The 22952-nt window shown below is 62.3% G+C and carries 17 protein-coding genes; 5 read left to right on the top strand and 12 right to left on the bottom strand.

Going from position 1 to position 22952, the window contains the following annotated elements; translation table 11 throughout:
• Nucleotides 1-19 precede the first annotated feature (19 nt).
• From AC6R19_RS06845 to AC6R19_RS06830, 4 genes are all read right to left on the bottom strand, one after another.
• Nucleotides 20-1114: a PaaI family thioesterase gene (locus tag AC6R19_RS06845; RefSeq protein WP_500579045.1), complete on the bottom strand. Its 1095-nt coding sequence runs from the start codon at nt 1112-1114 to the stop codon at nt 20-22.
• Nucleotides 1115-1159: 45 nt separating this feature from the next.
• The gene (locus AC6R19_RS06840; RefSeq protein ID WP_500579044.1) at nt 1160-2224 is read right to left on the bottom strand and encodes a TerC family protein; all 1065 of its coding nucleotides are present in this window, start codon (nt 2222-2224) and stop codon (nt 1160-1162) included.
• A 103-nt stretch (nt 2225-2327) separates the two neighbouring features.
• Nucleotides 2328-2615, bottom strand: a complete 288-nt coding sequence (locus AC6R19_RS06835) for a DCC1-like thiol-disulfide oxidoreductase family protein (RefSeq protein ID WP_500579043.1) — start codon at nt 2613-2615, stop codon at nt 2328-2330.
• Between the two features lie 17 nt (nt 2616-2632).
• On the bottom strand, nt 2633-3109 hold the full coding sequence (locus AC6R19_RS06830) for an HAD-IA family hydrolase (RefSeq protein WP_500579042.1): 477 nt from the start codon (nt 3107-3109) through the stop codon (nt 2633-2635).
• Between the two features lie 356 nt (nt 3110-3465).
• On the opposite strand from AC6R19_RS06830, the gene gnd reads away from it, so the two are divergent.
• Nucleotides 3466-4986: an NADP-dependent phosphogluconate dehydrogenase gene (gene gnd, locus AC6R19_RS06825; RefSeq protein WP_500579041.1), complete on the top strand. Its 1521-nt coding sequence runs from the start codon at nt 3466-3468 to the stop codon at nt 4984-4986.
• Nucleotides 4987-4998: 12 nt separating this feature from the next.
• Here gnd and AC6R19_RS06820 read toward each other — a convergent pair whose 3' ends face one another.
• From AC6R19_RS06820 to AC6R19_RS06805, 4 genes are all read right to left on the bottom strand, one after another.
• The gene (locus AC6R19_RS06820; protein ID WP_500579040.1) at nt 4999-7605 is read right to left on the bottom strand and encodes a S8 family peptidase; all 2607 of its coding nucleotides are present in this window, start codon (nt 7603-7605) and stop codon (nt 4999-5001) included.
• 113 nt (nt 7606-7718) lie between these two features.
• Entirely contained in the window at nt 7719-8711 is a 993-nt protein-coding gene (rdgC, locus tag AC6R19_RS06815; RefSeq protein ID WP_500579039.1) for a recombination-associated protein RdgC, read from the bottom strand.
• A gap of 42 nt (nt 8712-8753) precedes the next feature.
• Complete coding sequence (gene ybaK, locus AC6R19_RS06810; RefSeq protein WP_500579038.1) at nt 8754-9254, bottom strand: Cys-tRNA(Pro) deacylase; 501 nt, start codon at nt 9252-9254, stop codon at nt 8754-8756.
• Nucleotides 9255-9294: 40 nt separating this feature from the next.
• Nucleotides 9295-9963: an HAD family hydrolase gene (locus AC6R19_RS06805; RefSeq protein ID WP_500579037.1), complete on the bottom strand. Its 669-nt coding sequence runs from the start codon at nt 9961-9963 to the stop codon at nt 9295-9297.
• A gap of 124 nt (nt 9964-10087) precedes the next feature.
• On the opposite strand from AC6R19_RS06805, the gene AC6R19_RS06800 reads away from it, so the two are divergent.
• A complete protein-coding gene (locus AC6R19_RS06800) occupies nt 10088-12139 on the top strand; it encodes a glycoside hydrolase family 97 protein (protein WP_500579036.1) in 2052 nt (683 codons plus the stop codon).
• 41 nt (nt 12140-12180) lie between these two features.
• Here AC6R19_RS06800 and AC6R19_RS06795 read toward each other — a convergent pair whose 3' ends face one another.
• Entirely contained in the window at nt 12181-12969 is a 789-nt protein-coding gene (locus AC6R19_RS06795) for an isocitrate lyase/PEP mutase family protein (RefSeq protein ID WP_500579035.1), read from the bottom strand.
• 162 nt (nt 12970-13131) lie between these two features.
• Between AC6R19_RS06795 and AC6R19_RS06790 the strand changes: the two genes are divergently transcribed.
• Nucleotides 13132-13689, top strand: coding sequence for a hypothetical protein (locus AC6R19_RS06790; protein ID WP_500579034.1), 558 nt, complete (start codon nt 13132-13134; stop codon nt 13687-13689).
• 90 nt (nt 13690-13779) lie between these two features.
• Here the strand turns inward: AC6R19_RS06790 and AC6R19_RS06785 are convergent, their stop codons facing one another.
• Nucleotides 13780-16167: a TonB-dependent receptor domain-containing protein gene (locus tag AC6R19_RS06785; protein WP_500579033.1), complete on the bottom strand. Its 2388-nt coding sequence runs from the start codon at nt 16165-16167 to the stop codon at nt 13780-13782.
• Between the two features lie 256 nt (nt 16168-16423).
• Between AC6R19_RS06785 and AC6R19_RS06780 the strand changes: the two genes are divergently transcribed.
• Nucleotides 16424-16885, top strand: a complete 462-nt coding sequence (locus AC6R19_RS06780; protein WP_500579032.1) for a YccF domain-containing protein — start codon at nt 16424-16426, stop codon at nt 16883-16885.
• Between the two features lie 801 nt (nt 16886-17686).
• Here AC6R19_RS06780 and AC6R19_RS06775 read toward each other — a convergent pair.
• Both AC6R19_RS06775 and AC6R19_RS06770 read right to left on the bottom strand, forming a co-directional pair.
• Nucleotides 17687-19147 (bottom strand): aminoacyl-histidine dipeptidase, encoded by a 1461-nt coding sequence (locus tag AC6R19_RS06775; protein ID WP_500579031.1) that lies wholly within the window; start codon nt 19145-19147, stop codon nt 17687-17689.
• 195 nt (nt 19148-19342) lie between these two features.
• A complete protein-coding gene (locus AC6R19_RS06770) occupies nt 19343-21307 on the bottom strand; it encodes a VacB/RNase II family 3'-5' exoribonuclease (protein WP_500579030.1) in 1965 nt (654 codons plus the stop codon).
• Nucleotides 21308-21663: 356 nt separating this feature from the next.
• On the opposite strand from AC6R19_RS06770, the gene AC6R19_RS06765 reads away from it, so the two are divergent.
• Nucleotides 21664-22758 carry a Glu/Leu/Phe/Val dehydrogenase dimerization domain-containing protein gene (locus AC6R19_RS06765; protein ID WP_500579029.1) on the top strand — a complete coding sequence of 365 codons (1095 nt, stop codon included), beginning with the start codon at nt 21664-21666 and terminating at the stop codon, nt 22756-22758.
• Nucleotides 22759-22952 lie beyond the last annotated feature (194 nt).

The raw sequence follows: 22952 nt of genomic DNA, 5'->3' as shown, positions 1-22952 counted from the left end.
CTCGGTTGGCGGCGGCATTTTACCCGGATTTGGATCTGTTCGCAGTCGCGCTGGCGATGATCTCCTCGGCTTTCCTGCCTTCGGCCAGCATGTGCGCGCCGCCGGGAATCACCAGTGCAGAGCAGGTGGCCATGGCTACGCGCTTGCCGTCTGTGTCCTCGATGACACAGGAGGAGACCCGCAGCTGCCGGCCGCGGTGGTGGACCCTGCCGGTCAGGCTGAGGTCGCCGCTGTCGATTTTGGCCGGGCGGATAAAGCGGATATGCATATCCAGGGTGGCGAATATGTCGCCCGCCGGCAGGGTGGAGTAGACTGCCGCTCCCATGGTGAAGTCCGCGGCCCAGGCCAGCAGGCCGCCGTAAATGGAGAAGCTGCCGTGGGAGAACCAGGGGGAGCTGGGGATGCTGGCCTTGCAGCAGCCGTCTTCGATTTCCGTGGCGCGGTAACCGGTCAGCAGCCATATCGGGTGGGTGCGATCCTCTTCGATGGTTGCCCGTTGCAGCTCGATCGGCACCAGGTCGCCGATTTCCTTCAGCTTGCAGAAGTCGGATTCCGGCGGCTCGCGCAGGAAGGGGTCCGGCGGCTCCGTGGGCCCCAGGTCCGGTTCCTCCTGCTTCTCGTCCGGGTCGGCCGGGAAATCCGCGATCAGGCAGCGAGTGCTGCCGAACGCCAGCATGCGACCGTCCTGGTCGGTGATCTCGATCGTGGAGAGGCCCACCTGGCTGCCCGAGTGCACGGTTTCCGCGCGGCCGACGATATTGCGGGTGTCATCGCTCATGGGGCGCACGTAGGAGATGTTCAGTTCCGATGTGATGAGGACCCTGCCCGCGGGCAGGGTGGTCCAGATAGCGGCAGCCAGCGGTGAGTCGGCGAAAAGCGCGTAGATGCCGCCCCAGTAAATCCCGGTGCCGTCGGCGAGCCAGGGGGTGACGGGCATGGAGTAGGTCGCCTTTCCGAGTCCGGCTTCGGTGGGCAGCATGCCGGTCAGGCGCCAGATTGGCGGGGCGGGCAGGTCGCAGTGAATATAGCGCTTGAAGGTCTCAAGCCCCGGTTGCCGCAGGGCGCGCAGGTCGCCAATGGCGCCCCGGTGGCGCTCGTCGGTGATGTAGTCCATACGACCTCCAATCCCTTCTCCCGTTTCCCGGCGTTTGCCCCACTGCTATCGCTTTTTGCTGCGCGGCTCAGCCAGGAGTGACGCCACGACGCCCGCCGCCAGAATGGCCAGCACCACCACCAGTAAGTACAGATTAAAGTGTTCCCCTACCGCAAGTTCCAGCCAGTCCGCGAGCAGCATCTTCACGCCAACCACCATCAAGACCAGGGCCAGCGCCGTCTTCAGATAGCGGAATCTGGCCACTATGCCGGCCAGGGCAAAATACAGTGAGCGGAGGCCGAGGATGGCAAACACATTGCTGGTGAACACCAGGAAGGGGTCGGCGGTGATCGCGAAGATGGCGGGGATGGAGTCCACGGCAAAAATCACGTCGCTCGTCTCCACGACGATCAGCGCCAGTGCCAGCGGCGTCAGCAGCAGGGCGCCGGGGCTGGCCCTGTCGACGACCGGGTCCGGCTCGGGAGCCTCACCGGGCTCCGCGCCCTGCCGGGACGCCTCCGAGCCTGCGCGCAGGATAAAACGCTGCCCGTGCAGCTTGTCGGTGATGGGAAGAATTCGCCGCGCCAGGCGCACCACTATATTGCGGCCCGGCTCCGCGGGTTTCGACTCGAGCAGCAGCATCTTCAGCGCGGTCAGTATCAGGAAGACCGCGAACAGGTACAGTATCCAGTGGAACTCCGCCACCAGCCTGGCCCCCAGCGCGATCATCAGCCCGCGTAGCACCAGGGCGCCGAGAATGCCCCAGAAGAGCACCCGGTGCTGGTAGCGCCGCGGTACCGAGAAGTAGTCGAAGATCACTGCGATAACGAAGATGTTGTCCACGCTGAGGGACTTTTCCACCACATAGCCGAGCAGGTACTTCTGGGTGGCTTTGGACCCGCTGTTCAGCAGCCCGTCGACCGCATCCGGTTCAGTGCCCAGTCCGAGCAGTTTGCTCTCGTAGGCGAAGTAGACAAAGACGGAAAAGGCCAGCCCCAGGGCGATCCACACCGAGGACCACAGGGCCGCCTCGCGCAGGCCGACCACATGGGCCCTGCGGTGGAATACTCCCAGGTCCAGCGCCAGCATCAGCAGCACGAAGCCGATGAATGCGATCCAGATCCAGATCATGGCGGGTGTGGCGTCTCCGTCGCTTCGGGTCAAAGCCTGTATATAGACGAGATGCCGGTGCCGCACACGTGGCGGGAAAGTGCGCAGTCCTATCCCGGGCCCACTACCAGTGACTCTTTGAGCGGTTCCAGCGATAGAGGGCCCTGGCAAAAAGCTTATAGAAGGCACTGAACAGCGGCCTGATGACCGGCAGGCCGAACAGCTTGGCCTTATACTCCTCTCCCGGCGAGTTGCGCCAGATGGCGATAAACGCGTCCCAGCCCACCTGCAGCTCGCCCTTCTCATCGATTACATGCAGCCGTTCGCGCACCAATTCCAGGTCGGCGTGCACATCTTTTACCAGTGCGTTGTCCAGGTGTACGTCGTTCCAATCCACCGGACAGCCTGCCATCTTGCCTTTCTGGCTCTCTATACCGGCCTTGCATACCGGGCAGGCGGAGTTGAAGTAGACTCTGATTGTCGGTTTTTCGCACATTTTTTCAACGCCCTTTTAGCGAGCAAGCCGAATTCCAACAGTTGCCGCTCGACTTGCGCCATGGAGGAAACCTGGTGACTGATAAGGCCCAACTCATTAGCTGCGGTCACATTGTCCGGATTGTCGTCGAAGAACTGTATCCGCTCCGGTGCCACTGGCAGGGTAGCGACTACGTGGAGGAAGACGCGAGGACCCGGCTTGGCCAGCTTTATCTGGTGTGAAGCAAAGATCTCGGTAAAGTATTTGCGCAAATGGAATTCGTTGACCAGTCGTGGCCAGTGCAGAACATTGGTATTGGTGGGTGCGGCCAGACGGCAGGATTTTTTCAGATTGAGCAGCAGCTCGTGAGCTCTGTAATAGAGTCCTGTGGGCCATTGAGTGAACTGCTCTATGATTTCTGCGGTACTCACTTCTAGGCCCAGATCAATCTTCAGTTGCCGGACGAATTCCTCGCCCGAATCCCTCCCCGTTCAAATCTCAGCAATTCGGTGAATTTGGCCGTGACCGGCCCGTTCTGACCGAGGATAGCGAACTATTCCCGCAATTGGGAGTAGTGGGGCAAAAGCGCGGAACAGAGCCTCTCTTCGTTACTAAATAGTGCGTAGGCGACGGTAAGCGGGATATTTCTCTAAGTGCCGCGTTTGGGCGCTTTTCTACCGTCTCCCAGTCATCTCTGCTGGCGAATATTTGGCCTCCCGCCCCCGGGCCCCGGTTGCTATACTCCGCGCCCCCTGACAGCAGCACGACGACTTTTGCGGAGAGATCCATGTCCGATTCACTATGCGATATTGGCTTTATCGGCGCCGGGGTGATGGGCAAGAACCTGATCCTGAACCTGGCCGACAACGGCTACCGGGTCTGTGCCTACGACCTGGATCAGAACCGACTCAATGCGCTGCTGGAACAGGACGAAAAAGAGCGCGGCGATCAGCCACCGCGGGTGCTGGCCTGCAATTCCTACACCGAGCTGCTGGCCAAGGTGAAGGCGCCGCACCTGGTGATCCTCTCCGTACCCGCCGGTGCGCCGGTGGACGATGTCTGCAACAAGCTGCTGGACGCGGGCCTGAAGGCCGACGATATCGTCGTGGATACCGGCAACAGCCTGTGGACTGACTCGGTGGAGCGCTGCGGGCGCTACGAGGGCAAGCTGATCTTCTTCACCACTGCCGTCTCCGGCGGCGAAGTCGGAGCGCGCTTCGGGCCCTCGCTGATGCCGAGTGGCGATCCCTACGCCTGGAGCCGTATCGAGCCGGTGTGGCACGCTATCGCGGCCAAGGTGGATCCGGCCTCGGGGCAGCCGATAGAGCGCTTCGAGCCGGGCAATCCGGTGAAAGAGGGCGAGCCCTGCGCGGCCTATATCGGCCCCATCGGTTCCGGCCACTATGTGAAGATGGTGCACAACGGCATCGAGTACGCCGATATGCAGATGATCTGCGAGGCCTACCATGTGATGCGCAGTGCGCTGGATATGTCGCCGGCGGATATCGCCGCGGTGTTCCGGGAGTGGAACAAAGGGCCGCTGAACAGCTACCTGATCAATATCAGCGCCGAGGTGCTGGCCACGGTGGATGCGGAAACCGGCCAGCCGCTGGTGGATGTGATCCTCGATCGCGCCGGACAGAAGGGCACCGGCCTGTGGACCGCGGTCAGTAGCCTGGAAGTGGGCTGCCCGGCGCCGAGTATCGCCGAGGCGGTATTCGCCCGCTCGCTGTCCACCCGCAAGGTGCTGCGCACGCGCGCGGCGAAGAAGCTGCAGGGGCCGGCTGTGGAGCCGATCGAGCCGGCCGGGCGCGCCGAGGCCATCGACCAGCTGCACGACGCCCTCTACTGCGCCAAGATCTGTGTCTACGCCCAGGGCTTCGACCTGATGAAGCTGGCTGCGCGGGAGCAGGGCTGGCAGTTGAACTTCGCCGAGATAGCGCGCATCTGGCGCGCCGGCTGCATTATCCGCGCCGTCTTCCTGCAGTCCATCAGCGACGCCTACGAGCGGGATGTGAAGTTGTCCAACCTGCTGCTGGACGACTTCTTCGCCGGCCAGATCGCCGAGCACCAGGGCAACTGGCGCCGCGCGGTGGCCGACGCCACCTTGAACGGCATTCCGGTGCCGGCGCTGTCCTCGGCGCTCAGCTACTACGATGCTTTCCGCATGGAATCCCTGCCGGCCAACCTGCTGCAGGGGCAGCGGGATTTCTTCGGCGCGCACACCTTCTCGCGGGTCGATCGCCCGGAGGGGCAGAAGTACCACGTGCAGTGGAGCCAGCCGGGGCGGCCGGTGGTGGAGGTCTGATTTCCCGAGTGCTCAGTCCCGCAGGATCTTGAATCCCCCGAGGCGCCCGCCGTCGCTGCCCGCGCTGCTGGCACTGGCCTCCGCGTTGCCGAAATAGCTGGCGACCAGGCTGAGCCCCTGCAGGTCCCCGTCCAGGGCGAAACTGCCCTCCCCGTTGGCGGGGTAGATGGCGCAGGCCTCGCCCGGATCGCAGATGGTGCCGTTGGCGTCGAGGTCGGAGCCGGCGGCGACGGCGTAGTCGCCGGGCTCCAGGCCGGTGAATTCGAACGGGTATTCGCCGCTGTCGGTGGAGAGGTCCAGCTGTTGCAGGGTTTCGTACTCGCCACTGCCGAGCGGTTTCAGCAGCAGGATATACAGGTGCCCCGCGTAGTGGCCGCTACTGCTCTGGCCCACCTGCATATTGACCGGCAGGCGAAAGTCGTCTTCGGTGCCGCTCATCGGGAAGACCACTTCGCTGTTATAGATGCCGTCGGGCAAGTCGCTGCGATTCACGCTGACGCTGTAGGTGCCGAAGCCGTTGAGGTCCACGGATACCGCTTCCACGCCGGTGATCCAGTCGGCGCCCAATTGGGGGCTGCCGGATAGGGAGGCGCCATCGGCGCCGATGTTTTCAATCTTCACCTCCAGCACTTCATGGATATTGGCGAAATTCAGCTCCTCCGGCGTGGCCCGGATCACCGGCTGAGTGGGCTCCTGTCCGGCCGCCTGCACCGCCCGGTAGGCGTCCAGCAGGCCGTGACCGTAGATCGGGTCGCGCCCCGGATCGCCCAGGTCACTGGTGAGCTGGCCGTCGATCAGCAGCGCGTCTATATCATCAGGTGTCAGCGCCGGATTGGCCGCCTTCATCAGCGCGAAGACGCCGGCGGCGTGGGGGCTGGCCATGGAGGTGCCCTGGAGGCTGGCGTAGCTGGCGGTTTTCGCTGCGCCTTCCTCCACATAGGTACTCAGGACGCCATCGCTGAAGCCGTCGCCATTGGCGTCGGCGGTCATATCGCCGCCGGGGGCGGCCAGGTCGACCCAGTCGCCGGAGTTGGAGTAGGGCGCCTTGTCGTTGTTGAAGTCGGTGGCGCTGACCGCGATCACCCCGTCCATGGCCGCCGGGTAGACCCTGGTGCTGCTGTTGTCGTTGCCCGCCGCGGCCACCAGTATCACACCCTGCGCGCGGGCCGCGCTGAGGGCGTCCTGCAGTGTCTGGGAGAAGCCGGGGCCGCCGAAGCTCATATTGATCACGCCGGCTCTCTGCGCCGGCACCTTCCCCGAGTCGTTGGGCAGGCCGGCGGCGTAGCGCACCGCCTGGGCCGTGTCGAAACTGTTGCCGCCGGAGACGCCCAGCACCCGCAGGGGCATGACGCGAGTCTGCCAGCCGGCGCCGCTGACGCCGCTGGTGTTGTCGGTCAACGCACCGACGGTGCCGGCCACGTGGGTGCCGTGCCAGGAGCTGCGGTTCTGCAGGGCGAGGTCGCCCTCGTCCTCCGGATTGTCGTCCATGCCGTCGCCGTCGCGGGCGCTGTCCGGGTCGCTGATAAAGTCGTAGCCGGGTACCAGCTTGTCCTTGAAGTCCGGGTGGGCGCTGAAGATGCCGGTATCCAGTACGGCGACGATCGCATCGCCGCTGCCGGTGGTGATATCCCAGGCCTCGGGCAGGTGGATGCTGCGGTAGTGCCACTGGCGCAGGTAGAGGGGATCGCTGGGGCTGCGCAGGGCCTGGTAGCGGTAGTTGGGCTCCGCGTACTCCACATCGGGATCTGCCTGCAGGGCCTTCAGCTCCATCAGGGTGCGCAGTTTCTCCAGGGTGCGGGCGCTGGCGCGGGGGTGGGTTCGCTGCAGTGGCGACAGCCGCGGCGGTTCGGCGAGGGTTCCGGCCAGCCGGTGGCGGCGCGGCAGCCCGGCCCTGTGGCCCTGCGGCCGCAGCCCGTCGCTTTGGGTTTTCCATTTCACGATCAGTTCGCCGGGGGCGAAGTCGTCGCTCACCGAGGGCGACGAGAGCAGGCCACGGTCGTCGCTGCTGTCGATCTGCAGCGTGTAGCCGCTGATTCCCGCCACGGCCTGCACCCGCAGCAGGTAGTCGCCGCTCACCGACACCCGGATGGACTCTTCGCCGGTGATCCCGGCGGTGCTTGAGGCCATTGGCTCGCTGGTATCGGTGGGGCTGTAGAGGTAGAGATCCAGGTCGTTTTCCAGCGGCGCCAGTGGCTTGTGCGCATGCACGGTCAGGCGGATGCTCTGGCCCTCGGACAGGGACAGGCTGAACCAGTCGTCGGTGTCGCCGCTGTCTTGAAAGCGGTGTGTCGCCTCGCCACTGCCCTCGGCGCTGGCGAATCCCCCCAGTACCACCGGATTGCCCAGGGGCTGGGCCTCGGCGGGGCCGTTATTGGGGGTGGAGGGTGCCTGGGGATCGTTGCTGTCGGAATCCGTATCGCTGAAGAGCTCGGCGTGGACGCTGCCGGCGATCCGCGGGCCGCTGCCGTCGCCTCCGGGCTGGTCGCCGCCCGTGTCGCCACCACCGCTGCTGCCGCCGTCCTGGGTGGAAGAGGGGGAGGAGTCGCCGCCTCCGCCGCCACCGCAGGCGGTGAGGGACAGGAGCAGGGTGGCGAGCAGGAGTCGGGTGAGCAGTTTCATGGAGGCCGGGAATTATCTGTCTTGGTCTATCGGGTGGCGTTTCAACAGCGACCGTCGGCAGATGATCCCAAATGCCCGACCTCGGCTCAACCGCACGCCATGACTGATCGGGGCTAGAAGACCACTTCCTCTACTTCTTTGGCCGCCTGCTCCGCCTCGGCGCGGCTGGCCCGGGCCACTATCTCCTCGACGCTGGCAGTCTCGGTATTGGCGCCGCCGAAGGCCGCCAGCAGGTCCCTGAGCAGGGCGGAGATTTCCAGGGTCATCACCGAGAAGTCCGCATCGAAGCGCTGGGCCGCGCTTTCGGTGTCGGCGCTGTCCGCCTTCTCAATCAACTCGTCGCTGAACTTCAGTTTCTTGATCGCCAGCTGGTCGTCGACGATAAACTCGACCCCGCCGCGCCAGACCAGCCCCAGCTTGTGCACCTGCAGGCCGGCCACCAGGTGGTTGTGGATCTCCTCCGCGCAGAGGTCCTGGTTCTTGCAGCGGATCACGCTGCCGCTGTCCTTGGGATCGCGCAGCTCGCACTCGTGGCCGAAGTCGAATTGGGACGGGGCCTCGGGCGCGTTCAGCCAGTGGGTCATGGTCTGCTGGGGCAGGTTCTTCGCCGCCAGCGGCACCACCGCCAGGCTGCTGATGGCTTCGCGCAGGTTCTCCAGCAGTTCCTCAGCGGCCGAGGCCGAGGAGGCGTCCACGACCACCCAACCGTCTTTCGGCGCGATATAGGCGTACTGCAGGCGCGACCGGGCGAAGGCCTTGGGGCGCATTTCCAGCAGCACCTCGTCCTTCAGGTTCTGCCGCTCCTTGCGGCCCACCTGGCGGGCCTCCTTTTCGGAGATGGCCTGGGCCATCTCCTCCACCTTTTCGTTGACCACTGCGGCCGGGATCACCTTCTCCTGCTTCTTGGCGCAGACCATCAGGCAGCCGTTGGCGGCGTGCACCAACTGGCTGCCGTGGCGCCCCAGTGGCGGCACCCAGCCGTAGCGGGCCGCATCCTGGCTGCCGCAGGGCACGAAGGCCTGCGGCTCCAGCAGTTCGTTCAAATTTTCGGCAGTGAGGGCGAATTCTTTGGTGAGGCGGTAGACGCGGAGATTCTTAAACCACATTACATCGGGCCACTTGTTCGGTTTTTGGTGAGCGGCTGGCAATTATGCGGAAACGGGGGAGGCTCGGCCAGGGTCGGCTTGGCATATTTCGACAAAGGTGCCGTTGGTCAGTCGCTGCAAGTCATCCGGGCTCAGTTCAATCTCCAGGCCCCTGCGCCCGGCGCTGACAAAAATGCTTGTATAGTTTTTGGCCGATGTGTCGATAAAAGTTTTCAGCCGCTTCTTCTGTCCCAGCGGGCTGACTCCGCCCAGGACATAACCCGTCGATCTCTCCACCGCCGATCTGTCGGCCATGGCCGCCTTCTTTGCCCCGCCGGCCCTGGCCACCAGTTTCATGCTCAGCATTGCAGATACGGGGACAACGCCGACGGCGAGCTCCTTGCCGTCGAGGCACACCACCAGTGTCTTGAAAACCCTGGGTTCCTCGATGCCCAGCTTTTCCGCAGCCTCCAGCCCATAGGAATCACTGGATGGATCGTGTGAGTACTCGTGGACCCTGTGGGCTATTTTGGCTTTCCTGGCGATGTTGATTCCCGGCGTCATAGCTGTCTCGATATTGCTGGAATTCAAGAGGGCACGGTATTCAGCGGCGGCTGAGATAGTTTTCCTTGATCCAGCGCTCGACCTCGGCCAGCCCGCCGAAGGTGCCTGCGGCCCCGGAAAAGTCGTGGTGCCTGGACATGGCGTTTGGCACCGCGAGGCAGGTGATGCCCGCCGCGGTAGCCGCCTTCAGGCCGTGCTCGGTATCCTCTATGGCCAGGCATTCACCGGCCGTGACACCGAGGCGCTGCATTGCCAACAGGTATCCATCCGGATGCGGCTTGTTGCGCTGCACATGGTTGCCGGCCACTATGGTTTCGAACAGCGGTTCCAGGGAATAGGTGCGCGTTGTGGCCACGGCCACCTCGCTGTCCGAGCCGGTCACTATGGCCAGCCGCAGGCCGAGGGCGTGGAAGCGGCGGACTATCTGCAGCGCGTCGGGCATCGGCGGGAAGGCTTCCCTGGACAGGAACTCGCCCATTGCCCGCGCTTTCTGCCGGACGAGGGCTTCCGCCGTCTCGGCGAGGGAAAAGCGCGAAATCGCATCCTGCGCATTCGCGCGGGTGGGTACGCCGGCATAGTGCTCGGCATACTGCCGCTCGCTGAGGTCGACACCGTAGCCCGCGAGCACCTGTCTCCATATCCTGAAGTGGGCGGGCTCCGAGTCCACCAGGGTTCCGTCGTGGTCGAAGAGGATGGCTTTGATGGACAAGGGACACCTGTAGTCGAAGTTGATGCACAAGTATTGACGGGGGCGTAGACCCGGGCGGAGGCTGGGCCCCCACCCCTGTGTTATAAACGATTTTCCGGTTCCACTGCCAGGAAGACCAATAACAATGCTGTATTTCAGGACTATAGGCCTCTATTTCGGGATACTCATTTTCGCCGTCTGCGCCCCGGCGACGGCCGGCGAGCTCAAGGTAGCTTCCCCGAACGGCGCTATCGAACTCAACGTCAGTGACGAGCAGGGCATTCCCCGCTACAGCGTGAAGTTCCGCGGGGAGACGGTCATCGAGCCCTCGCGCCTGGGCCTGGTTTTCAGGAAGGGAAAGCCTTTTTCCGAGGCGCTGCAGATTTCCGGCAGCGATCGCGCGTCCGCCGACAGCAGCTGGGAGCAGCCCTGGGGCGAGAGAAGGCTGGTGCGCGACAGGCACAACGAACTGAGAGTCAATTTCGCCCGCGCCGACAAGTCGGCCGGTGAGTTCGCCCTGCGCTTTCGCGTCTTCGACGACGGTGTCGGCTTCCGCTATGAAGTTCCCGAACAGCGCGGCCTGGGCCCGGTGGAGATCGTCGATGAGCTGACCGAGTTCCGTATCGCCGGCAGCGACAAGTCCACCGCCTGGTGGATTCCGTCCCGGGGCTGGAACCGCTACGAATATCTTTACAACACCACGCCGCTGCACGGCGTCGACCGCGCCCACACGCCCTTTACTTTCAAATTGCCTTCGGGCGCGCACCTCAGCATTCACGAGGCGGCGTTGGTGGACTACGCGGCCATGACCCTGGACCAGCGCCGCCCTGGCACCCTGAAGGCGGCGCTGGTGCCCTGGTACGATGGCACCCTGGTCAAGGCCGCGGCCCCGTTCAAGTCCCCCTGGCGTACCCTGCAGATCTCCGCCGACGCGGTGGGGCTGCTGAACTCGGATCTGATCCTCAACCTGAATGAACCGAACAAACTGGGCGACGTCTCCTGGGTGCAGCCGGGCAAATATGTGGGCATCTGGTGGGCCATGCATATCGGCGACAAGAGCTGGGAGTCCGGCGAGAAGCACGGTGCCACCACCGCCGAGACCAAGCGCTATATGGATTTTGCGGCGAAATACGGCTTCGACGGCGTGCTGGTAGAGGGCTGGAATATCGGCTGGGACGGCAACTGGATTGAGAACGGGGATCTCTTCAGTTTCACGAGCGCCTACCCGGATTTTGACCTGGAGGAGGTCGCCGAGTACGGGCGCCAGAAAGGCGTGCGCCTGATCGGCCACCACGAGACCTCCGGCAGCGTGACCAACTACAGAAAACAGATGGCTGCTGCCTATGACCTGTATCAAAAACACGGCGTCACCCAGGTCAAGACCGGCTACGTGGCGGACGGCGGCAATATCAAGCGCATCGACGAAAACGGCATTGCCCGCAACGAGTGGCACGACGGCCAGTTTATGGTGGGCGAATACCTGCGCAGTGTCACCGAGGCGGCCAAGCGCGGGATCAGCATCAACACCCACGAACCGGTCAAGGATACCGGCCTGCGCCGCACCTATCCCAACTGGATATCCCGCGAGGGCGCCCGGGGCCAGGAGTTCAACGCCTGGGGCTCGCCGCCCAACCCGCCGGAGCACACGGCGATACTGCCCTATACGCGCCTGCTGTCCGGGCCGATGGATTTCACCCCGGGTATCTTCGATATGGGTTTCAACGGCGGCCTGGATGCGGAAAACCGCCCGCAGACCACGCTGGCCAAGCAGCTGGCGCTCTACGTGGTGCTCTACAGTCCGATACAGATGGCTGCCGACCTGCCGGAGAATTACGAGGCCAGGCCCGACGCCTTCCAGTTTATCGTCGACGTGCCCACGGACTGGGAAGAGAGCCGGGCCATCGCCGGCGAGGTGGGCGACTATGTCGCCTTCGCCCGCCGGGAGCGCGGCGGTGACGACTGGTACCTCGGTGCCCTGACCGACGAAAAGGCCCGCGAGTTGGACCTGCCCCTGGATTTCCTCGCCCCCGGCCGCAAGTACGAGGCGCAGATCTACCGCGACGGCGTCGAGGCCGACTGGGTCAGCAACCCCTACGATGTGGAGATCGAGCGCAAGACGGTTACCAGTGGCGACTGGCTGCAGCTAAAGCTCGCGCGCAGTGGCGGGGCAGCGGTGCGCTTTCGCGCTGTCGACTAGCGGCGGGAATGGCGGCCCCGGCACACCGGGGCTGCTCAAGCTTACGGCTTCTCCTCGAACAGCAGCCCGACCGAGCCGGTATTTCTAAGCTGTCCGGCGAGCTGTTCGTGCCGCTTTACCGCGACATCGTAAGCGCCGTTGCCCAGGCTCAGCCGGCTGACGCCCAGTGCCTGCAGTTTCTTCATGTCCGCAGCCCCCGGCAGCGCCAGTAGATTGACGGGCAGGGGGCAGCTGCGGACAAGTTCTTCAATGAAAGTTTCATCGCTCAGGAAGGGGACAAACAGGCAGTCGGCGCCGGCCTCCGCATAGGCCTGCGCCCGCTCGATAGTCTCCCTCAGGGCGCGTTCCGGGTCGCTTCCGGCGATAAAGGTATCGGTTCTCGCGTTGACGAAGAGCGGGCCGTCCTCAGTTGCCACGGAGTTTTTTATCGCGCGGATAATGTCGGACTGCTGATCTGTGGCGCGAAGCCGGCCGCTGGTATTCTTCAGAGAGTCCTCCAGATTGATGCCCACGGCTCCCGCATCGGCGACCCTGCCGATATGGGCGATGACGGTATCGGTATCTTCCGAGTAACCCGACTCCATATCCACCGTCACCATGGCGTTACAGGACTTCAGTATCCTCTCCACCACCGTGAACATCTGGTTGAACGGGATATGCTCCCCGTCCCTGTACCCCAGAACGGCCGCGATTCCCCAGCTGGTGGTGCCGATAAAATCGAAGCCGGCATTTTCAAAAGCGAGGGCGCTGGGGACATCCCAGGCATTGGGGAGGAGCAGTATTTCACCGGAAGTGTGCAGAGACCTGAGCTGTTCGTATCTGTTCATCATGTAAAGTCCTTGTTCGGGGGTGTCGTACGCGACTTAAGATACGGCCGCTTCTCCTCGCCGACTGGCCATATTCGGACCTGAACAGTAAATCGCTTGCCCCTCCAAATCGCCGGCCTCTGCGGTATCCTTGGCGGAGGATCCGTTCAGTCAGTGGTTCAACAGATGACAGAAAATATTCTGCTAGTGCTTATCCTGGGATGCGAGATCGCGTTTTGGGTTGTTCTTCTCCTGGGGTTGGTAGCGCGCTATATATTCGGATGGCAGAAAACTGGCCTCTACTTGCTGTACAGCACGCCGGTGATCGACTTTATCCTGCTGGTTGCCACTGCCGTCGATCTGCGCAACGGCTCCGAGGCGACATTCTTCCACGGCCTGGCGGCGGCCTATATCGGCTTTTCGCTGGCCTTTGGGCGGCGGGCCATCGGCTGGGCGGATGCGCGTTTCGCCCATCGATTTGCCGGTGGACCCGAGCCGGCCAAGGCACCGCCCCATGGCTGGGGCAATTTGCTCTACGAGCTGAAGCTGTGGGGGAGGGCCCTGGCGGCCTGTGCGATGACCTTCGTCTTGCTCCGCCTGATGGCCCTGCTGGTAAGTTCGCCCGGTAACAGCACGGCACTTTCCGACTGGGACGGCATCCTCCAGGGGCTGGTCTTTTTCTGGTTTGTCTTTGGTCCCGCCTGGAGCATTGTGTTTGACCGGGGACTGGTCAGGTCGCCTTAACGTGGAGTTCCGTTGGCCTCGGATCTCCAATACATAACGGCGGCTGGGGAGGACCCCGGCCGCCGTTCTCACTCCTGGTGACCGAACGGTTTAGAAGTCGACAGTGGCAGAGAGGGAGGCAGTGCGCGGCGCACCTATCCAGGCGCCGTTGGTAACCACGGTGCCCAGGTACTCCTCGTCGAACAGGTTGTTCACCACCAGGTTCAGATTCAGCCCGCTCAGATAGTCGCCGGCACCAAAGAGGTTGAGCCCCAGGTAGGCGTCGGCCACTACATAGGATTCCGCCGTCCAGGAGTTGTCCAGGTCTACATAGCGGTCGCCGGTGAGCTTGGCGGAAAGGCCGCCGTAGAAGCGCTCCGATGTCCAGTCCAGCCCGACGGCAAACAGCTGGTCTGCGATACCGACCACATCGTTGCCCGGTACTATTCCCAGAGCTTCGTCCACGGCCGGGTCGCCGGTACCGAGATAGCTGGCATCGATCATCGTGTAGGAGGCGTAGAGGTTGAATGCCTCGTTGAGGTCCAGAGCGTTAGCGAGATCATAGTTGACCAGCAGTTCCAATCCGTCGGATTCGATACCGCCGGCATTGAAGTAGGTGCCCTCGGTGCCGATATCGTAGTCGGGGCCCGCGGCGGTATCGTTGCTTAAGAAGATGATGCGGTTGTCGAAGTCGTTCTGGAAATAGGTGGCGGTGGCCGACAGGGCATTGCCGGCGTAGCGCAGGCCCAGTTCGGCCGTCTCCGAAATTTCCGGCTCGATATTGTCCAGGTCTGACTCCGGGCGCTCGAGAATATCGTCACGGATGGCCTTGTAGTTTTCGGCGTAGCCGGCGAACACCTCTGTACCCTCCATAGGTGTCTCCCAAATCAGGCCTGCGGAGAGAAGCAGGTCGGAATCCGAGTCTATCGAGGCGTCCAGGGTCTGGTGGAACAGGTCCTCGCGCTCCACATTCACCAGGAACTGTTTGGCGCCCAGGCTCAGGGTGACACTGTCGACGGTGAGCGAGTCCTGCAAATACCACTTGTGGGTTTCCTGCGGGTAGCTGCGGTCATACTGCACCCAGTAGGGCTCGCTGTCGAATCCGTGGCCCCGGGTGGCATCAGTAATCTTGTGCCAGTCGCGGTGTTCGTCGCGGGTGGCGTCTTCATACCAGTAGCCGCCGCGCAGCTCGTTGGGCAGACCCGCGATTTCACTTTGATGAGTGAAGTCGAAGGTGAAACCGTAGCGCTCCTTCTCGTAGTGGGTGTGGCGGTAGGACATTACCGGAATGGCGCCGGCCGGATAGCAGCTGGGATCGTAGTCCGAACCGGCCGGGCCGTAGATGGTGACGATGGAGGACTCACAACCCTCGATCGGGGTCAGGGCATTGCCGTTGGCGTCGACATAATAGAACTGGTCGAACTCCCCATCCACTGTGGCCCTGGTGCCGCCGAGGAACTCGGACTGGCCGTTGTCGCCGTCGTTGGTTACGTCCTTCAGGAAGGGTGGCAGCCAGTCGCCGCGCCCCTCATTGCTGTGATAGTAGTAGCCGCCCCGCACATTCAATGTGTCGGTGATATCGAAATCGAATTGGGCGTAGGCCAGCAGGTTTTCCCGCAGGGTGGACCAGCCTCGGCGGTACAGCTGGTCGACGTAGGGGATGCCAGTCCACTCGCCGGTCAGGAAATCGGTGTCCGGAAACTGCTCGAATTGCGCATCGGAATAGAGGCGCTGGTAGTTGTCCTCGTGGATATCATCGTAGGACACATAGCCCTTGACGGTGCCGGCCGGGTAGGTCGCCACCAGTTTTGCGGCGATGTGCTCGCGCTCGTTCTCGGCCGTTTCGGTAATCCAGTCGGTGGCCTGCTGGTTGGAATAGGAGATCCAGGCCTTGGTATTCCCGGCAAAGGTGCCGGTATCGTAGCGCAGGTAGAGGCGCTGCGCATCGAACTCACCCAGGGACATCTCGGCGCGGGTGCGGCTGTCGTCCAGCGGGTCGTCGGTCCTGTAGTCGATGGTGCCGCCCAGTGCCTCGTGGGAGCGGGAGGCGATATCCGCGGTGCCCTGGGACACCTCGATGCCGCCGATATTGGCCGGGTCGACAAAACGGTTGGCCTTGGAGCCGCCGCCGTAGCCGGAGCCACCGTTGGGGATACCGTCGATGGTGGTGCCTATCTGCTGCTCGTCGAGGCTGGTGGCAAAACCGCGCACGGTTATGTTAGTCGACCAGTCGTCGAAGCCGTAGGTATCCCCCTCGTTCACGGATACACCCGGCAGGTTATCGATCAGCGCGTTGACGCTGGTGATGGTGGACTGCTGCCTGAGCATCGGCTCGGTCACGGCGCTGCTGTTGAAGGTGGTACCGGTACCCAGCACCACCACTTCCTCCAGCTTCTCGTCCTGTGTCTTGTTGCTGTTTTCCTGCGCGGCCAGGTGGCCGGCGCCCATCGCGGTTGTTAGTGATATGGCGGAAGCCAGGTATTTCTTTGTGGTCTTCATCGGAATGCCCTGATTATATTTTGGTGGTGCGAATCCAATGGCAGTCTGGGGATATCCGTCAACGGCTGTGCCCGGTGATTGTTGTTTTTGACCGCCCCGATTATTCGCGGGGGTACAATGCCTCGATGTGATGACTTGTTTTTTACACTTCGGTGAATTTAAAGTTACGGAAATATTGATGCGGGAGGGTGGGAGCCGGCGGGCTTATGGGCCTGATTGCCATCCCCTAAATGATCAGAGGCAAAGGGAGAGGAAAATGCGCGCTATCGGAAACTTTCTGTGGTTTATCCTGGGCGGTGTGTTTATGGGCCTGATGTGGTGGCTTGCCGGGGTAGTGGCCGCCATTACCATCGTCGGCCTGCCCTGGGCCAGGGCCTGTTTCGTGATAGGGCAGTTCACCTTCCTGCCGTTCGGACGCGAGGCGATCAACCGGGAGGAGCTGTCGAACCGGGGAGATATTGGCACCAGCCCGCTTGGTGCGATCGGCAATATTATCTGGTTTATCTTCGCCGGCATCTGGCTGGCGCTCGGCCATCTGTGCAGTGCGCTCTGTTGCTTTATTACTATTATCGGGATCCCATTCGGCATCCAGCACCTGAAACTGGCCGGCATCGCCCTGTGGCCGATCGGCAAAACGATTGTGAGCCTGGAGGTCGCCGCGGCGGCGCGCAGGGCCAATGCCGAAGTGCAGGTGGCGGGGATTCGTGGGAGCCGCTAAATTATTTCCTTCTGCACTCCCGGTCCGCTTTCTTTAACAGCGTCAGAATCCTGTGCTTTCCGTGCATGGACAAAATACGGGCCTTCGCGGTATCCATATCTATCCCTGCCGCGGTTTATGTCTTCCCTGCGCTAAAGCCGGTTAGAAAGCCTGCTTCACTGGATTTGTTGAAGTAGTAGGTATATGTGGCAGCGATAAAGCTTTCATAGCGTTTCTTCATCGGAATATGGGCTGGAGGTGTTGCATCGGAATCCCAGTAGTAGCCATATCCGTCTCCTTCACGTTTTTGTCCTTACAGCGAGTCCAAGGGCGTGCTTGTTTGTGAGCGCCTTTTCCCAGCCAAGTGTAATCCCGTACTCCTTGTTCCTGTCGCCTGACGGACTCGCGAGGCCGGCGCCTAGATAAACTTTGTCGGTATCTATGGTCGCAGAATATTTTATTCCCGCCAAACCGCCATACTGGGTACCCAGCCCCAAGCCGAACTGGGAGTCCACGTCAGCCACGGCAAGGGTTGGAAAAATTATGCTCAGAACAGCCAGTTTTTTTATCGAAGCTTCCTTGTACAGAAATATGCGTCATTGTGACCAGGGGGTGAGATTTTTGTTCTTCCTATTTAGCAAATATTGCGAAAAAAAATCTTTTTTCCATTGGGAGTGATGAAAAGTCTCGTTAGGCAGGTTGGGTTGCTTTTGTGCCAAGAGCTTGATCTATGCTGTGGGATTTTGTCGCGGGAATATTTGTATATGGGCTGAGGGTAGAAAAAGCCCCGGCAGCTTTGGCGCGGGGCTGATAATAGGGAGGTCAGTGCTTTTCTGGAATAGCCTGCACCACTTTCAGGAGGTACTCCCAAAAATTCCCCACGCTCTCAATATGCACCCGCTCCTCCGGCGAATGCGCCCGGCGGATGGTGGGGCCGAAGGAGACCATATCCCAATGGGGATAGGGCTTGGCCAGCAGGCCGCATTCGAGGCCGGCGTGGATGACCTTTACTTCAGGCTCTTCGCCGGTCATCTCCTTGTATACATCCTTCATCATTGCCAGCAGCGGGGACTGTGGATTGGGCGTCCAGCCGGGGTAGGCGTTGTCCAGTGAGGTCTGGGCGCCGGCCAGTTCGAAGGCGGCGGCGACGTTGAGGCCGTGCTGGTCGCGGGCGCTGTCGGACAGGCTGCGCACCAGACACTGGATGCGCACATGACGGTCTTCGGTGACGACGCGGGCCAGGTTGTTGGAGGTGTCGGCGATGCCTTCCAGCGCGGTGCTCATACGCTCGACGCCATTGGGGCAGCAGCGGATGGCGCGGATCAGTTTCTGCTGGGTCTCCCTGTCCATTACCGTAGCCGGGGTCTCGGTGGCTTCCAGCGCAATGTCGAGCTTCGCTTCGTTGTCCAGTTCGGCCTTGATCACCGCGGTTTCCTGCAGGGCGATTTCCATCAGGCGCGTCGCGTGTTCCGCCGGTACGGTGACGACACTGAAGGATTCCCGCGGTATGGCGTTGCGCAGGCTGCCTCCGTCGAGGCTGGCGATGCACAGTTCGGTGATCTCGCGGCTTGCCGCGTCGATAATACGGTTGGCGATCTTGTTGGCGTTGCCGCGGCCCTTGTCGATATCCAGGCCGGAGTGGCCGCCCCTGAGGCCGCGCACACTCAGCTTTAAGGCCTTGTGGCCTGCCGGTACCGGCTCGGCGGAGCAGGGCAGCTGCACGTTCACGTCCACGCCGCCGGCGCAGCCGATGTAGAGTTCACCCTCGTCCTCGGTGTCCAGGTTCAGCAGCAGCTCGGCCTCGAAGTAGCCGGGCTGCAGGTTCTTGGCACCGGTCATGCCCGCTTCCTCGTCGATGGTGAGCAGGGCTTCCAGGGCAGGGTGGGGGATGTCTGTGCTTTCCAGGAGGGCCAGTATTGCGGCCACGCCAATGCCGTTGTCTGCGCCCAGGGTGGTGCCGGTGGCGGTGACCCAATCGCCGTCAATCTGCGGGCGGATGGGGTCCTTGAGGAAATCGTGGTCCGAATCGGCGTTTTTCTGCGGCACCATGTCTACGTGGCTCTGCAGGGCGAGGGTCTTGCGGTCCTCCATGCCGGGGGTGGCCGGCTTCTTGATGATGACGTTGCCGATCCTGTCCAGCTTTACATCAAGGCCGCGCTCTTTGCAGAAGTCGATGATGTAGGCCACCACCTTTTCTTCGTGTTTGGACGGGCGGGGGATTTCGCAAAGTTTGGCGAAGTGTTTCCAGAGCGGGTTCGGGTTCAGTTCGGCGATATTGCTCATCGGGGCCTCGAGAGTTGTTTCTTTATGAGATTGGCTGTCACCGGGGGCACAGTTTTGCTGCGGCCCCAGTGCCGGCCGGAAGCCGCGGGGATATCTGGGTTCCGGCCTGCGCCGGAACGACGAGACTGAGGTTCCGGCGTCGCCCCGGCGAAGGCCGGGGTCCAGGGGGAGCGGAGTGCTCCCGGTAGGTGAAGATTATTCGGCTTTGGCAGCGTCCACCAGCTCCAGCGATATGCGGCGCTTGTCCACATCCACTGCGGCGACCTTGACGGTGACCTGCTGCTCCAGCTGGTAGGTCTTGTCGTTATGGGTCAGTTTCAGGTGCTTGCCGTCGAATTCCGGTAGGTTTTTCTTGTCGCCGTTCAGGCGCACGAAGCCGTCGATGCCGTTCTCGTCCAGCCGCACGCCCAGGCCGGCGCCGTTGACCAGGGTGATCCTGCCGGTGAATTCCTGCCCTTTCTTGTCCTTCATAAACTGGGCATAGAGCCATTGCTCCAGGGCGCGGTTGGCCTGGCGGCCGCGGATCAGGCTGTCCTGCAGGGACTCTATATCCTCGTCACCGAGCGCTTTGGCTTTCCGTTCTTCCGCGGCGGCGCGCAGCACGCGGTGGTTGTGGAGGTCGTTGTATTTGCGGATCGGCGAGGTGACTGTGGCGTAGGCCTCGAGGCCCAGGCCCAGGTGGGCGCCGGGTTTGTTGTCGAGCTGTCCGGGGCGCAGCATGCGCTTCAGCACCGCGAGCAGGTATTGCATCTGCGGCTCGTGGTGGGTCTCCAGGAATTTTACCAGGGCCAGGTAGTTTTCCAGCTGGTGCAGGTCCTTCTCGGCATATTCTGGCAGGGTTTCCTTGAGCAGGCTCTTCACTTCACCCATGCGCTCGTCGCGGAAGCCCAGGTGCACCGAGAAACAGCCCTGCTGCATTTCCGCCAGTTTGCGGCCGATCGAGATATTGGTGGCGAGCATGGCCTCTTCGACCATGCGCTGGGCGACGTTGCGCTCCTGCTTTACGATACGCTCGATCTTGCGCTTGTCGTTCAGGTAGATGGCGTAGTCGGGCCTGTCCTCCATGATCAGCGAGTGGCCGGCGCGGTAGGAGGCGCGGGCCGCGCTCAGGTCGGCCAGGTTGCGCAGGGACTCCTTTTGCTCCTCCGGCACCGCATTGTCGTCGCCCTCGTTCTCTCCATCTTGAATAAAACGACTGACCTGCTCGTAGCTCAGTTTGTGCCGGGAGCGGATGGCGGCGAATTCGTAGCGGCTGTCGCCGATGCCGCCGTCGCCGTCGATGTCGATGTGTACTGCCAGCACCGGGCGCAGCTCCCCGGCAACCAGGGAGAAGAGGTTCTCGCACAGGTCGCGGGGCAGCATCGGCAGGGTTTCGCCGGGCAGGTACTGGCTGTGGGCGCGCCTGAAGGCCTCCCGGTCCAGCGGGCTGCCTTCCTCTATAAGGCTGGAGGGATCGGCGATGGCGATATGCAGGGTCCAGCCGCCGTCTCGCCTGGTGACCGCGAGGGCGTCGTCCATGTCCAGGGTGGAGGGGGCGTCGATGGTGGCGAAGCCGAGTTCGGACAGGTCTGGACGCCCTGCGGTGACGGACTCCAGCTTGCCCCTGATCTCTTCCGCCTGCTTCTGCGCCTCCTGGCCGAACTGTTCCGGCAACTGGTGCTGGGCAACGACGAAGGCGTGCTCGATGCCGGGCATATCAGGCTTGCCGATCACCGTTTCGACCCTGGCCTGGGCCTTGCCGTCCTTGAACGGGTGGCGGTTGATCACACAGGCGATGAATTCGCCCGGCTGCGCCTTGCCGCGGGCCTTGGGCGGCAGGAATATCCAGCGGCTCAGGCCGTTCTCGCTCGGCTGCACGAAATGGCCCTGGCCGCGTTGCACATACTGGCCAACCAGGTATTTGAGTTCGCTCTCCAGCAGCGCGTCCAGTTCCGCGGATAGCTTGCCCTTGTCCTCTTCATTCAGGCTGACACGCACCCGGTCGCCGGGGAAGACGCGCTCCATCTCCGCCGGCGGCAGGAAGGCCTCGCGGCCGTCATCCAGTACCACGAAGCCGAACTTGCCGTTGCTGCCGCGCACCCGGCCCTCGGCGAACTCCTTGCTGGAGCGGATATTGGTTTTCAGTTGTTTGAGTTGTTGTAGCGCGTCGGCATTCAGCATCTAAACAGTCCCTGCGGGTCATCTGGGGTCAATAGTGGGCGCGGATTCTACCAGACCCTTGTGAAGGCGGGGTAACGCGCTCGGGCCACCTTACACTGCCTTGGTCGCAGGACCCATGCAGCTTGGCGGGAATCGCCACCCCCGGATCGATGACCGGGGTGTCAACTGTGTTCCTGCGTGACCCGCCATCCTAATTTAGGGCATATTTGGTGATAATTTAGCCCCTATATCGTGTTGCTGTGCAAAATTTGCAAACCTTGTCTGCGTGAGGTGGATATAATCTACCTTCCGATAAAACAGATAAGGGCTGTGGTTGTTCCCCAGCTGTAGAACCGGTCTCCGGAGAGGAACAGTTAATGAGTATTTTTTCCCATCCCGCCTACGACAAGCACGAACAAGTGGCTTTTTACCAGGACGCCAAAAGCGGCCTGAAGGCGATTATTGCGGTGCACAACACCAATTTGGGACCCTCACTGGGCGGCTGCCGCATGTGGCCCTACGCCGATGACGGCGAGGCCCTGAAGGACGTGCTGCGCCTCTCCCGCGGTATGACCTACAAATCCGCCATGGCCGGCCTGAAGCTGGGCGGCGGCAAGTCCGTGATCATCGGCGACCCGCGCAAGGACAAGACCCCCGAGCTGCTGCGCGCCATGGGCGATTTCATCAATACCCTGGGCGGCCGCTACATCACCGCCGAGGATTCGGGTACCAGCGTCGAGGATATGCATATCATCGGCGAGCGCACCAAGTTCGTTTCCGGCCTGATCGCCGAGTCCGAGCACGGCGGCGATCCGTCCCCGTCCACCGCCTATGGCGTATTCGTCGGCCTGAAGGCTGCGGTCGAGCACCGCTGGGGCAAGGCCGACCTGAACGGCCTCAAGGTCTCCCTGCAGGGCGTGGGCAATGTCGGCTTCCGCCTGGCCAAGCTGCTGAAGGACGCGGGCGCTGAACTGTTTGTGACCGATATTTTCCAGGACAACATCGATCGCGCCGTGAATGAGCTGGGCGCGACTGCCGTCGGCGCCGACGAAATCTTCGACTTGGACGCAGACCTCTTCGCCCCCTGCGCGCTGGGCGCGGTGTTGAACGACGACACCATCTCCCGCCTGAAGGTGGGCGCTATCGCTGGTGCCGCCAACAACCAGCTGGCGGAAGAGCGCCACGCCGCGATTCTGCGCGAGAAGGGCATCCTCTATGCGCCGGACTATGTGATCAACGCCGGTGGCATCATCGACGTCTACTACCAGCAATTGGGCAGCCATGAGCCGACAGAGAGTTACAATCCGGCGCAGGTGAAAATGCACATCGAGACCATTGGCACCACCATGAAGGAAATTTTCCAGCGTGCCGAAGAGAGCGGTGAGACCACCGCCCACGTGGCCGACCGCATCGCGGAAGAGCGCTTCGGGCACGAGGATGTGCTAAAAAAAACTGACTCGGAAGCCGCTTAATATTTGAGCAGGGGCCTGCGCCTCTGCGCAACGATTTCTCCCCTCGAGCGATTTGCATCATCGCTTCTCTCTGTGATGTATTTGTTTGGGCACTTCGGTGCCCATTTTTTTATGAGGCGCATCCCTGCGCCTCACCCGCTGTGCGGGCAGCCTGCGGTTGCGCAAATTTGTTCCCGGCGAATTCCGTGACATCC

The sequence above is a fragment of the Microbulbifer sp. SE14 genome, from assembly GCF_059834885.1.
The sequence above is the reverse complement of the archived record's forward strand: the minus strand, read 5'-3'. Positions and strand labels throughout refer to the sequence as shown.